Here is a 12,681-nt window from a genome sequence, read left to right on the forward strand (position 1 = left end):
ACCCAGGCCCGACCGAGCGCAGAATCGCTCCATGCTCGACGACCTCGACCGCGCTCTCGTCCACGCCCTCCAGCTCGACGGCCGCGCGCCGTTCGCCCGGATCGGCGCGGTGCTGGGCGTCTCGACGCAGACCGTCGCGCGCCGCTACCGGCGGCTGCGCGCCGAGGCGGGCCTGCGCGTGGTCGGGCTCGCCGACCCGCATCGCACCGGGCAGGCGCAGTGGCTCGTGCGGCTGACGGTGGTGCCCGGGGTGGCCCAGCGCGTCGCCACCGCGCTCGCGCGCCGCAGGGACACGACGTGGGTGAAGCTCGCCGGCGGCGGCACCGAGATCTGCACGGTCGTCGTCACCTCGACCGACCGCGACCATTCCCTGCTGCTGCGCGACATCCCGCGCACGGCGGGCATCACCGGCGTCTCGGCGCACCGGATGCTCCGCACCTACCTCGGCGGCCCGTCCGCGTGGCAGGGCCGCGTCGACGGGCTCACCGAGGAGCAGCAAGCGCGGCTGGCCCGAAAGGTCAGTCCCAGCCCGGTCCCGCTCACCGAAGCCGACGGACCGCTGTTCACCGCACTCGGCCAGGACGGGCGCGCGGGCCAGGCCGAGCTGTCGGCCGCCACCGGCCGCTCCCCCGCCGTCGTCGCGCGGCGGCTCGCGGACCTGCGGGCGGCCGGCGCGTTGTTCTTCGACGTCGAGATCGACGCGGGACTCTTCGGCGCCACCACGCAGGCGCTGCTGTGGATGGCCGTCGCGCCGGCGGACCTCGACGCGGTGGGCACGACGCTCGCCGGGCACCGCGAGCTCGCGGTCGTCGCCGCGACGACCGGTCCCACCAATCTGCTCGCCCACGCCCTCTGCACCGACGCGTCCGACCTGCACCGATACCTCACGCAACGCCTCGGCGCGATCGACGGCATCCGCACCTGCGAGACAGCTCCGGTGCTCCGGACGCTCAAGTCCGCCAGCCCGATTGGCACTCCGTTCGATGGTCGAATCGGCCCTTCCGAGAGGTCCACCCGCTGATTTAGGGTCGGGCGCATGACGCTGGACCTCGCGGTGGCCAACGCGGCCGCCTTCTGGACGATCGTCGCCGAGAGCCGCGGCCACGCCGTGACCACGCGGCCCGGGTTCGTGTGCGTGCACGGCGGCGAGCGCAGCGGGATGCGGATCGTGCTGCGAACCGCGGCCCCGAGTGCCGACGACGTCGCCGAGCTCACCGAGCTGGCGAAGAACGCGCCGACGGTCCTGGTCGAAGACGCGTACGGCTGTGTCGACATGTCACCCCTCGGTCTCACCTCGCGGCAGCTGCCCGTGATGACCCGCACCGGTCCCGGCTTCGGCGAGCTCAGCGCCCTGCGCGCCGACACCCCGGACCTGCTGGCGACGGTGGAAAACGTGGTCGTCCACGGCTTCCCGCTCGGACGCCACCAGCCCTACGTCCGCGGCGAGGTCTTCCCGCCCGTCCTGCTGGAGCGCGACGGCGTCACCACCTGGCTCGTCACCCGCGACGACGAACCCGCCGGCGCCTGCCTCGTCATCGACGACGGCGCGGCCGTCGGCCTCTACTGGGTCACGACCGTGCCGGCCCACCGCTCCCGCGGCGTGGGCCGCGCGCTCATGCTCACGGCGCTGTCCGAAGTGGACGGACGGACCGTCACCCTCACCGCCGCCAAACCCGGCAAGCCGCTCTACGACTCCCTCGGTTTCACGACGGTCGGCTCGGCCACCTGGTGGTCCTGAGCTCATGACCGTGGGCAGTGCCTTCTGGATCGCCGCTGTCCGCGCTCGCGAGTCCGAGCGCGCGGACCGGTTGTTCGACGACCCCTTCGCCCGGGAACTGGCGGGGGAACGCGGCTTCACGACGATGGCCGCCTCCGAACGCGCCACCGGCAGCGAGAACCCGTACCTCCCCGTACGCGTCCGCTGGTTCGACGACCTGGCCACGGCGGCACGGGACGTGACGCAGGTCGTGCTGCTGGGCGCGGGCCTGGATACCCGCCCGTACCGGCTGGACCTGCCGGCCACGCTCGACTGGTACGAAGTGGACCGTGCAGAAGTGTTCGCCACCAAGGAACCCGTCCTCGCACAGGCCACCCCGAGGTGCCGCCGCCACACCGTCGCGGCCGACCTCAACACCGACTGGGCGACACCTCTGCTCGACGCGGGCTACCAGGCCGGCGCGCAAACCCTGTGGCTCGCCGAAGGCCTGTTCTTCTACTTCGCCGAAGACCAGATCGTCACGCTGCTCGAGACCTCAGCACGGTTGTGCGGACCGGGCAGCCGCTTCGCCGCCGACGTCACCGGGACCACCGGCCTCGACTCCCCCGCGATGCAGCCGTATCGAAAATGGTGCGCCGCCAACGGTTTCCCGCCACCGTTCGGCTCCGACGACCCCGCCGCGCTGTTCCGGGCCGGCGGCTGGCACCCAGGCCACATCACCGCACCGGGAGCAGCGGACGCCAACCACGGCCGACTCCACCCCCAGCCCGAAGGCGTCGTCCCCGGCCGCAGCCACTTCGTGACCGCGGTCATCTAGCCGCGCACGGCTTCGTACACCCCCGCGATCATCCCCACGAACGGCACCAGCGCCAGCAGCACCAGGAATTCCGACACGTCCAGCAACCGCGACCAATACGGCGACCGCACCCCCTTCGCCACGCGCGTGGCGTACACCAGGCAAACCACCGCGGCGATCAGCAAGGCCGCGCCGGCGGCAAGAAGCAGTGTGCGGTTGTCGGTCGCGATCAGCCACGCGCCGGCCGTGAGCACCGTGACCACGCCGAATCCGGCGAGCACCAGGCGTTGCAGCCGGCCCGCGTACGACCGCGAACGCTGCACCCAAGCCACGCCTGCCAAAGCCGCCAGCCCCGCCTCCCACGGCCCACCCGAAACAGCCAGCGTCACCGCCGAAGCGAGCACGACGAGACCCAAAGCCACGAGCAACGCCGTCAGCAACATCTGTGCATAGGTGGTCCGGCCGATGACCTCCGCCCCGAGGGACGGCTGTTCGTTGGCCCGGAAGGATTCCATGTCGTCCGGCACCCGCGGCAACGGCAGCCGGCCCAGGCGCAGCGCGAGCATCGGCGCCACCGCGGCCAACGCCGTCGCCAAAACCGCCGCGACAGCCGCCGCGGCGACCGGCTTCACCCCGGACACCAGCACCACGCCCGTCGTCAACGCACCGAGACCGGCCGATCCCGTGATGGCCACGAAAATCGGCAGCCGATCGGCCACCGACACCGCGGCCAGCACGCCGTACACCGTCACCGCGGCCAAACCGGCGGCCAGCGGACCGGCCGACAACGAGAACACTCCGTGCGGCGGCAGGATCGACATCCCCGCCAGCAGCGCGACGAACACCCCGGCCACCGCACCGGCCGCACCCGCGCCCGAATCACCGTAGGCACGGCTCAACGCACCGCCGCCGAGCAGCAGGATCAGCGACAACAGGCCCGTCGCGATCGGCGCCAGCACACTGCCCGCCGTCGACGCCTGCACCAGCAGCCCACCGGCCGCCAGCAGCACCACAGCCGCCGCGATGCCCGCGCGCCGCGCGACGCGAGGGCCCCACGCGGTGGACGCGGCGTCGCCGACGCTCGCGATCGAGTCCACGACGTCGTCGAACAGCAGCGGGCCGCGGGGACGTTCGCGGGGAGTCAGGTGCAGCACCTCGCCGTCGCGCACCTGCGCGGCGGCCACGGTGAGCCCGAGCGCGAGCGGCGCGCCGCCCAGCCGCGAGAGCACCCACCCCGGATGCTCGGCCGCGGCCTGGCCCGTCGCGCCCGCGAGCCGCACGAGCTGCGGCACGAGCTCGGCGAACGTGCTCTGCTGCGGCAACGCGACGTCGACGCGGGCGCGCGGCGTCACGATCGTCACGCGCCGGGTGGACCCGGCCAGTGCCGGCGCGCTCACTGCACGGACCTGGACGCCTCGATCACCGGGGCGAACTTCGCACTGCTCGCCTCGGCCAGCTTCTGCAGGCCCGCGTTCACCGCCTCGAGCACGATCTCCGACAGGTTGCGCGCGTCGTACTCGCGGATCGCGCGTGGGTCGATGTCGATGGAGGTGAAGCGGCCGTCGCCCCGCAGCGACACCGTGACCTCGTTCTGCCGCGAAGCCGCCTTGACCTCCATGGCCTCGACCGAGCGCTGGATGCGCTGCACCTCCTCGGTCTGCCGGCGGACCTGAGCCAGCAGTTCGTCCATGTCCGGCACGGCATACGGGTCGGTCACAGCTGTTCTCCTTCTCCTGCGAGGTGGGTGCGGCGGACGTGCACGCCGGCGACGAACTTCCGGAAGTCGGGGGTAAGGCGTTGTGCGGCCTCGGGTTCGGCCGTGAAGACGAGCTCCAGCACCACGCGCCCGACCGGCCCGTCGGCGCCCGGCACGGTGAGGTGCACCTGCATCTGCACCAGGTCGGTGCCCTCGCCGGTGCGCATCCGCAGCACCTGGGTGAGACCGGGCGCGGTGGCGTTGCCGACGTCGTGGCGGCTCACCACGTCGAGCAGCGCCATGGTGCGGCCCAGGCGTTCCACGGCCTCGTCGGCGATCTCGGCCAGCGTCGCCGGGTCGGGGCGCTGGCGCACGCCGAGCGTGATGTTGGGGGTGAAGCCTCCTTCGGGGTGCATCGCGACGAACGCGACGCCCGGCGCGCCCGCCCCCACCGGGTCGAGCGGCGTCCACCCCTCGGGGACGTCGAAACCCAGCGGGAGCGAGACGGTGTCGGAAGGCACTTCAGTCACTGTGTTTTCACCACGACCCCACGTAGTTCACGGCGTCGTCCCAGGTGTGGCCGACGTAGTCCGCGGCTTCGCCGGCCGCGCTGCCGACGGCGTCGACCGCCGCGCCGCCGTATTCGCCGATGGTGTGGCCCAGCTTCGGCAGGTCGATGTCGATCTTGGCCCCCACGCCCGCGCCGAGACCGAGCGCGACGCCCGCCTTGAAGTTCACCTTGATGTGCCCGGCGTCGTACACGGCCTGGCCGTCCAGCTGCGCGCCGAGGCCGTACTGCAGCGTGCCGTTGGCGCCGACGCCGACGCCGACGACGTCGGCCGAGACCTCGCCCTCCACCTTGCCGCCGACGAACGCGTTGCCGTGCAGCCCCAGCCCATGGGCGCCGAGCTGCGCCGAACCGCTCACCTCACCGCCGGCGAAGACCGACGCCTTCCCCTGCGCTTCCGCGACGCCGTACTCGAGCTTGCCGTCCACGTCCTTGTCGAGCGCGGCGAGCTGGGCGTGGCCCGAGGCCTTGGCGTCCCAGCCCTCGGAGGTGATTTTCCCGTCGTACTCGGGGGAAAAGCCGTCCTGGTCGTGCTGGCCCTTGAGGTAGGTGATCTCGGTGTTCTTGAACGCCTCGTCCTCCAAGGTTTCCGGCTCCGGCTGCCCGAACGGCGTGTCGGCCTTCTTCGGCGCGCGCGTGCCCTGCAGGCCGTCCCAGGTGAGCTTTTTCCAGCCGGAGTTGCCGAACCACGAGGGCACGGTGCGCGGCCGTTTGCGCCCGTCGAGGGGTTCGCCGTTGAGCCAGCTCAGCGCGCCCGTGCTCCGCTTGCCGAGCTCGTGTTCCAGCCGGCCGACGCCCTCGGGCGGGAAAAGCTGGGCCAGGGCTTCGGAAACCTCGTCGGCCACCTGTTTCGCCATCGCGACGGCCTGCTCGCCGAGCTGGCGCGCGGCGGAGATGAACGCGCCGACCGAGTTGGGGTTGGCGGCCTTGGCCTGGCTGGTGAGCTGCGCGCCGTACTGGTCGAACTGCGCGAGCACCGAGTCGAGCGCCTGGCGCGCCCACTGCAGCAGCTGTGCGGCGGACGCGAGGCGTTTGGCCTGGTCGGCCAGCAACGTGGCGTCCTCGGTGAGCTCGTCGGCGGACTTCTGCGCGGCCGTGGCGTAGGCGGTGTAGGCGGCGCCGTCCCAGTCGGTGTGGAGATCCTTGGCCGCCTGGGAGATCTCGGTCGCCTTGCCGGACACCGTCGACGCCTGCGTGCTGCATTGCTGCGAAGCGGTGCTCAGCGCCGCCGGGTCGCCCGTGACCCGGCGCTGGTACTCGACCAGCACCTGCCGGTAGGACGACAGGACCGAGCTGACGACCCCGGAGGCGTCGACGGCCATGGCCTAGGCGCCCTTCGCGTCGATGTCGACGTGCTGCTGGAAATGCTGGCCGTTGTAGGTGAGGTCCAGGTCGATGTCGAGGTCCTGGCCGGCGGGCGCCTCGACCGTCGACTGGCCGGTGGACAGGTCGGTGTGGATCACGACCTCGTTCGCACCCGCGGGGGCGAACGGGCTGACGGTGCCGCCGGTTCCGCCGGCCGGAGGCGTGATCGGCGTGGTGCTCGGGGCCGAGGTGCTCGGGTCGACGGCGATCCAGCTGTTCGACGGGTCGAGCGGGGTGCCGTTGGCCGTCACCGGCGTGGTCGGGGTGTTGCCCGTGGCCCCGGCCAGCGCGGGCGGCGTGTAGTTGGTGAATGGCGGCTGCCCGGCCGGCGCCGTCGCCCCGCCGCCCACACCGCCGCCGGTGCCACCGGCGACCGCCCGCTGCCCGGTTGCGCTCGCCACCGACGGCGGCGCCTGCGGAGCGGTGACCGGCGTGCTCGACACGGCCGTGTTGCCCGTGGCCCCGGCCGCGGCGGCCGAACCGGCGTCACCGCCGTGGAACAGCTTCTCGATCTCGCCGATGATCTGCGCGACCTGCGTGATCTGGTTGGCCAGGTCACCCGCGCCGAGTGCCTTGAGCAGCGCGCCGATCGCCGTGATGAACGCCTTCAACGAAGCGCTCGTGGCCGTGGACAGCGCCACGGCTGCGCCGTAGGTCCACCAGTTCGACATGAGCGACGCGACGGTGGGGTTCACCGCCGAGACCACCGAGCGGTAGGCCTCCTGCGCCGTCTTGAGGAGCGTGCCGGACACGCCGAGCAGCTGCGCACCCTTCTCGATCACGCCGATGATCTTCGTCAGCTGGTCGAGCGAGTCGGTGATCTTCTTCAGTGCCGACTCCGACGCGGTGCCGGACCAGACCTTGCCCAGCTGGTCGGCCGCCTTGCTCAGCTCGGTGTAGAGCGACGCGAACTCGCTCGCCTTGTGCAGCAGGTCGAGCACGTGCTTCGCGATCTGCTCCGGCTGGCCGGTGACGATCTGCGGCAGCGTGGTGATCGGGCCACCCGAGGACGCCGTGGCGTCCATCGCGCTGGAGTTCGGGAATGTCAGCATCGGACCTCACTTGCTCGGGAGTCGGGAGTCAGACGGACGCGGGCCGGTAGACGCTGAGCTTGGCCAGGCCTCCGAGGCCGGGGTCGACGAGTCCGTGGTTGTAGAGGGCGCCGCCGTCGCCGGCCACGCCGATCACCGGGCCGGAGTCGGCGAACAGCAGGGGTTCGACCACCACGACGTCGCCCGCGTGCACGCCGCCGGGCACGTCGCCGAAGGTGCGCGCGGTGCCGGCGTAGACCTCGATCAGGCCGATCCGGGCCTGGTTGTCGGCGTCTCCGGCGAGCCAGTCGTTGAAGTCGGCGACGCCGTGGAAGCGGGCATCGATGATCGGGTGCTCGCCCAGCTTGCCGAGGTCGGCCTCGCCGAGGTAGCGCAGGACGTTGCCCACGGAGCTCGGCTCGCCGTGGGCGCCGGCACTGTCGTTGATCGCGATGGTGGCCAGCTCGCCGGCGTGCGGAGTGCCCCAGATCGACGACGAGGGTGCGGCCGTGGTGGAGGTGCCGCCGCCGTAGCCGCTCGCCGCGGCCTGATCGGCCGCCTGGTAGGCGTCGGCGCTGGTCTTGACCAGGCCGTTGATCTGCTGCAGCAGCTGCAACAGCGTGCGCACGGCCGTGACCTGGGTCGACTGCAGCGCGGAGTTGGCCGCGGCGACGGCGCTGCCGAAGGCCGCGAACGACGTCGGCTGGACCACGAGTTTTTCGAGGTCGGCGACCGCGTTGATCCCGTGGGCGACGATGCCGCCGACGTTGCCCACGATCGAGCGCATGGCCTCGGGTTCCGCCCGGTACTCGCCCGCGGTGACCATGGCTCTCCTTTCCGGGTGCGTCGTGCGGCCTCCCCCACCGACGGTGGCCTCGGCAGAGCGTAAAAGCGTGCCCGGCTGCGAGCGGACGGCAAAAGTACCCACCAGGACGGCCTCGGTGGTGGCGAAAATACGGGGTATGAGCCCGTCCCGTGACCGCCTGGACCTGCTCGGCGAGCAGCCCGGGGAGATCATGCTGCAGTCCCCGCCGATGCTTCCCAAGAGCGGCTCGGGCGGGCTGGTCCAGCTCATGATGTTCCTGCCGATGATGCTCGGCATGGGCGCGATGTCGTTCGTCTACATCGGACGCGACGGCGGGGTGATGACCTGGATCTTCGGCGCCCTGTTCGTGACCGCGATGGGCGGCATGGTCGTGATGTCGCTCGGGCGCGGCGGGATGGCCAAGAAGGCGCAGATCAACGAGGAGCGCCGCGACTACCAGCGGTACCTCGCCGGCCTGCGCTCGAAGGTGCGCGCGGTCGCCGACGAGCAGCGTGCGGCGCTCATCGCGCAGCAGCCCGACCCGGCCGACCTGTGGGCGTACGTGGAGACCGGCCAGTACTGGGATCGCCGGCGCGGCGACCGGCACTTCGCGCTGGTCCGGGCGGCCACCGGCCCGCAACCGCTGGCGACGCCGCTGCGCGCGCCGCAGACCGTGCCGCTGGAGGACCTCGACCCCGTTTCGTCGACGAACCTCAAGTACTTCATCCGCACGTACTCCACTGTGGAGGGCCTGCCCGTTTCGCTGTCGCTGCGCTCGTACGCGGCGACGACGCTTTCGGGCCGGCGCCGGACGTGCTCGGGATGACGCGTTCGCTGCTGGCGCAGCTGGTGACGTTCCACTCCCCCACCGACCTGCGCGTCGCGTTCTGCGTGGCCCCGGACCGGCGCCACGACTGGGACTGGGGGAAGTGGCTGCCGCACGCCACCGCGCCCGCGCTGACCGACGCGACGGGCCGGCGCCGGCTCGTGGCGGCCGGCCCGGTCGAGCTGGCCGAGCTGCTGGGCCCGGACCTGGGCGACCGCCCCGCGTTCACGCGCCGGCCGGGCACGCCGCAGGACCTGCCGCACGTGGTGGTCGTGGTCGACGGCGGCGGCACGCAGGGCGAGCCGCGGCTGCTCGCCGAGGAGGGCCTGCTCGGGATCACCGTGCTGGAGGTCGGCGGCGAGCAGCCACGCGCGGCGTCGAACGAGCAGCTGCTGAGCCTGCACGTGGCCCCCGACCAGCTCGGCATGGTCGTGCTCGACGGCGGCACCGAGGCGCGGCTGGGCTTCCTCGGCACGCCCGACCAGCTCGACCGCGGCGCGGCGGAGGCACTCGCGCGCACGCTGACGCCGCTGTACCAGGGCACGGCCGTGGTGAGCGAGAAGCCGATGTCGGCGACGTTCGGGCTGGCCGGGCTCCTCGGCATCGGCGACCCACGCGACACCGACACGACCGTGACCTGGGCGCCGCGCGCGGCCCGCGACCGGCTGCGCATCCCGCTCGGCGTGAACCCCGAGGGCCGGTCGGTGGAGCTGGACTTCAAGGAGTCGGCCGAGGGCGGCATGGGCCCGCACGGGCTCGTGATCGGCGCGACGGGTTCGGGCAAGAGCGAGCTGCTGCGCACGCTCGTGACCGCGCTGGCCGTGACGCACTCGTCGGAGAAGCTGAACCTGGCGCTCATCGACTTCAAGGGCGGCGCGACGTTCGCGGGCATGACCGGCCTGCCGCACGTGTGCGCGGTGATCACCAACCTGTCCGACGACCTCACCCTCGTCGACCGCATGGCCGACGCGCTCAACGGCGAACTGCTGCGGCGCCAGGAACTCCTGCACTCGGCGGGCAACTACGCCTCGGTGCGCGACTACGAGAAGGCGCGCGCCGACGGGGTGCCGCTGCAGCCGTTGCCGTCATTGCTGGTGATCATCGACGAGTTCTCCGAGCTGCTCTCGTCGCGCCCGGAGTTCATCGACCTGTTCGTGGCGATCGGCCGGCTGGGGCGTTCGCTGGGAATCCACCTCCTGCTCGCTTCGCAGCGGCTGGAGGAAGGCCGGCTGCGCGGGCTCGACTCGCACCTGTCGTACCGGATCGGGTTGCGGACGTTCTCCGCTTCGGAGAGCCGCGCGGTGCTCGGGGTGGCCGACGCGTACCACCTGCCGCCGGTGCCCGGGTCGGCGTACCTGAAGTCCGACAACGACACGTTGACGCGGTTCAAGGCCGCGTACGTGTCGGGCGAGCTGCCGCCGCGCAGCACGATCGTGCGGGAGGACGGGCAGCAGGTGGGGGTGCTGCCATTCACTTTGGACGCGGTGGAGGTGCCGCTGGCCGCATCGGTTCCGGTGGTTTCGGCGCCTGAAGTGGGCACCGGCGAAACCATCATCGGCGCGATGCTGTCGCGGCTGGAGGGCCGGGGGCCCGAGGCGCACCAGATCTGGCTGCCGCCGCTGGCCGAACCGCCCACTTTGGACCAGCTGCTGCCGCCGCTGGGTTCTGACGCTTCCCGAGGCCTGTGCCCTTTGGGCTGGGGCGGCAACGGCAAGCTGACCATCCCCGTTGCCTTGGTGGACAAGCCCTTCGAACAGCGCCGCGACATGCTCTGGGCCGACTTCTCCGGCGCGGCCGGCAACGCGTTGGTGGTGGGCGCACCACAAAGCGGCAAGTCGACTTTGCTGAAGGACATCGCGGCGATGCTGGCTTTGACCCACACGCCTTCGGAAGTGCAGCTTTTCATCCTGGACATGGGCGGAGGCGCACTGGCCCCGATTGCCGGACTGCCCCATGTCTCGGGCTACGCGACCCGGCGTGACGCCCAGCGTTGCCGGCGCGTGGTGGCCGAGCTGACGACGTTGCTGGAGCAGCGTGAGGAGTTCTTCGCCGCTAACGGTCTCGAATCGATGGCTGCTTTCCGCTCGCGGCGCGCGGAGTTGGTCGAGAGCACCGACGGGCGTGAGTTCGGCGACGTGTTCCTGTTCGTGGACAACTGGACGACCATTCGCCAGGAGTACGAGCAGCTGGAGGAACAGATCACCGGCCTTGCCGCGCGGGGCCTCGGTTTCGGCATCCACGTGATCGTGACGGTCAACCAGTGGATCGGCGTCCGCGCCCAGCTGCGCGACGCCATCGGTACGCGGTTCGAGCTGCGGCTGGGTGATCCGGCTGATTCTTCGATCGACCGCAAGGTGGCCCTGAACGTTCCCGCTGACCGCCCCGGCCGTGGTCTGACTGCGGAGAAGCTGCACTTCCTGGCTGCCCTGCCCCGCGTCGACGGAGACCAACGTCCGGAGACGATCGGTGCCGGTGGCCTGGATCTGGTTCGTCAGATTACGGCTGCTTGGCCTGGTTCTCGGGCTCCTCAGGTGCGTTTGCTGCCGTCGGAGGTGCCTCTCGAGTCGCTCCACGCCGCACCTTCCGGGCGGGTCCTCTTGGGCATCGCCGAGTCGACGCTGCGGCCGGTGGAGCTGGACTTCTCCGCGGATCCCCACTTCCTGGCTTTCGGCGACGTGGAATCGGGCAAGAGCTCTCTGCTCCGGGCGCTGGCTTCGGGCATCTCCGCTGCTTTTTCCCCCGACGAGGCGCTGATGCTGGTGGGCGACTACCGCCGGGGTCTGTTGGGCGCCGTGGACCAGCCCCACCTGTTGGGCTACGCCGGCGCGGAGAACACCTTGACGGATCTGGTGGGCCAGTGCGCCACTGCCATGCGGAACCGCCTGCCGGGCCCGGACGTGACACCTGAGCAGCTGCGCTCACGTTCCTGGTGGCGCGGCCCGGACCTGTACGTACTGATCGACGACTACGAACTCGTGGCCACGGCGGGGAAGAACCCCTTGCTGCCCCTGCTGGAGTTCCTGCCGCAGGCCCGCGACATCGGCCTGCACTTGATCATCGCGCGCGCTTCGGGTGGGGCTGGGCGGGGTCTGTACGAGCCGGTGCTGCAACGCGTCCGCGAACTGGGCTCTCCGGGCATGATCATGTCGGGCACGAAGGAGGAGGGGCCGTTGCTGGGCGATGTGAAGCCTTCGCCCCAACCCCCGGGCCGCGGGACGTTGGTGTCGCGTCGCCACGGGACTGGGTTGGTGCAGGTGGCGTGGACGAAACCGGTGAAGTCTTGAGCAGGAGTCACATCGCGGGACCTGCCATCGCGTCGCGGAGATCGAACAGCTCCCGCTGACCATCGTCGGCAGGCTCCATCTGCACTCCCGCTCGGTCCAGCATCACGAGGCAGGCCCCGAGAAACCCACGAGTGAGCTCGCGGTACATACGGTTCTTGACCACCGAACTCGCCAACAGCCGCTGAACGAACACAGACCACCTCGTCGCCAACGACGAATACGTAACTCACTACTGGAACTCCAGGTAGATTTCGGGTGTCACGTCACGATGGGACGGGCTGGTTCAGGTGGCACGGACCAAGCCGATGGAATCTTCAGCGTTGCGATGTTCAGGTAATCTCGACCTCACCGTAGGGCTGCGAACCCGCGAATGCGCGCGGGGTGTTATGCGGTGAACCACGCAACACCCACGGCGGCGGGCGTCCACAATGGACGACATCACCTTCGGCCGCACGAGCCCGCCCTACACTGTTAACCCGAATGGCCTACGACTTCAAGAGGGACGAAACCCGACTGAAGTAGGTTATCAAGTTTCCAAACGCCACCTACGTTGGTGAAAACATTTCATCGACCCAGAGGGGCTTACATGCGTT

General features: G+C 71.0%; 12 protein-coding genes. 5 read left to right on the plus strand and 7 right to left on the minus strand.

Going from position 1 to position 12,681, the window contains the following annotated elements; all coding sequences use genetic code 11:
• Positions 1 to 31: 31 nt before the first annotated feature.
• The 3 genes from QRX50_RS45750 to QRX50_RS45760 are packed head-to-tail and all read left to right on the plus strand — an operon-like array spanning position 32 to position 2,534.
• Positions 32 to 1,021 carry an Lrp/AsnC family transcriptional regulator gene (locus QRX50_RS45750; protein WP_285969291.1) on the plus strand — a complete coding sequence of 330 codons (990 nt, stop codon included), beginning with the start codon at positions 32 to 34 and terminating at the stop codon, positions 1,019 to 1,021.
• A 15-nt stretch (positions 1,022 to 1,036) separates the two neighbouring features.
• A complete protein-coding gene (locus QRX50_RS45755) occupies positions 1,037 to 1,738 on the plus strand; it encodes a GNAT family N-acetyltransferase (RefSeq protein WP_285969292.1) in 702 nt (233 codons plus the stop codon).
• A gap of 4 nt (positions 1,739 to 1,742) precedes the next feature.
• Positions 1,743 to 2,534, plus strand: a complete 792-nt coding sequence (locus tag QRX50_RS45760; RefSeq protein ID WP_285969293.1) for a class I SAM-dependent methyltransferase — start codon at positions 1,743 to 1,745, stop codon at positions 2,532 to 2,534.
• Here QRX50_RS45760 and eccD read toward each other — a convergent pair.
• From eccD to QRX50_RS45790, 6 genes are read right to left on the minus strand one after another with little or no spacing between them, the layout of a single operon-like run.
• Positions 2,531 to 3,910, minus strand: a complete 1,380-nt coding sequence (gene eccD / locus QRX50_RS45765; protein WP_285969294.1) for a type VII secretion integral membrane protein EccD — start codon at positions 3,908 to 3,910, stop codon at positions 2,531 to 2,533. The two genes, QRX50_RS45760 and eccD, sit on opposite strands and share 4 nt — an antisense overlap.
• The gene (locus QRX50_RS45770; protein WP_220237990.1) at positions 3,907 to 4,230 is read right to left on the minus strand and encodes a YbaB/EbfC family nucleoid-associated protein; all 324 of its coding nucleotides are present in this window, start codon (positions 4,228 to 4,230) and stop codon (positions 3,907 to 3,909) included. Before QRX50_RS45770 ends, eccD begins: the two co-directional genes overlap by 4 nt.
• Entirely contained in the window at positions 4,227 to 4,730 is a 504-nt protein-coding gene (locus QRX50_RS45775; RefSeq protein ID WP_285969295.1) for a hypothetical protein, read from the minus strand. The genes QRX50_RS45770 and QRX50_RS45775 overlap by 4 nt, the downstream gene beginning before the upstream one ends.
• Positions 4,731 to 4,746: 16 nt before the next feature.
• Positions 4,747 to 6,099: a hypothetical protein gene (locus tag QRX50_RS45780; protein WP_285969296.1), complete on the minus strand. Its 1,353-nt coding sequence runs from the start codon at positions 6,097 to 6,099 to the stop codon at positions 4,747 to 4,749.
• Positions 6,100 to 6,102: 3 nt separating this feature from the next.
• Positions 6,103 to 7,194 (minus strand): WXG100 family type VII secretion target, encoded by a 1,092-nt coding sequence (locus tag QRX50_RS45785; RefSeq protein ID WP_285969297.1) that lies wholly within the window; start codon positions 7,192 to 7,194, stop codon positions 6,103 to 6,105.
• A 28-nt stretch (positions 7,195 to 7,222) separates the two neighbouring features.
• Complete coding sequence (locus QRX50_RS45790; protein WP_285969298.1) at positions 7,223 to 7,999, minus strand: WXG100 family type VII secretion target; 777 nt, start codon at positions 7,997 to 7,999, stop codon at positions 7,223 to 7,225.
• A 136-nt stretch (positions 8,000 to 8,135) separates the two neighbouring features.
• Here QRX50_RS45790 and QRX50_RS50565 point away from each other — a divergent pair, with 136 nt between their 5' ends.
• Together QRX50_RS50565 and eccCb are read left to right on the plus strand one after the other, a co-directional pair.
• Positions 8,136 to 8,804, plus strand: coding sequence for a hypothetical protein (locus QRX50_RS50565; protein WP_434533210.1), 669 nt, complete (start codon positions 8,136 to 8,138; stop codon positions 8,802 to 8,804).
• Positions 8,801 to 12,088, plus strand: a complete 3,288-nt coding sequence (eccCb, locus tag QRX50_RS45795; protein WP_434533211.1) for a type VII secretion protein EccCb — start codon at positions 8,801 to 8,803, stop codon at positions 12,086 to 12,088. Before QRX50_RS50565 ends, eccCb begins: the two co-directional genes overlap by 4 nt.
• Before the next feature lie 7 nt (positions 12,089 to 12,095).
• Here eccCb and QRX50_RS45800 read toward each other — a convergent pair whose 3' ends face one another.
• Positions 12,096 to 12,281, minus strand: coding sequence for a DUF6086 family protein (locus QRX50_RS45800; RefSeq protein WP_285969299.1), 186 nt, complete (start codon positions 12,279 to 12,281; stop codon positions 12,096 to 12,098).
• Positions 12,282 to 12,681 lie beyond the last annotated feature (400 nt).

Origin of the sequence: Amycolatopsis sp. 2-15 (assembly GCF_030285625.1) — a bacterium.
Lineage (GTDB): Bacteria > Actinomycetota > Actinomycetes > Mycobacteriales > Pseudonocardiaceae > Amycolatopsis > Amycolatopsis carbonis.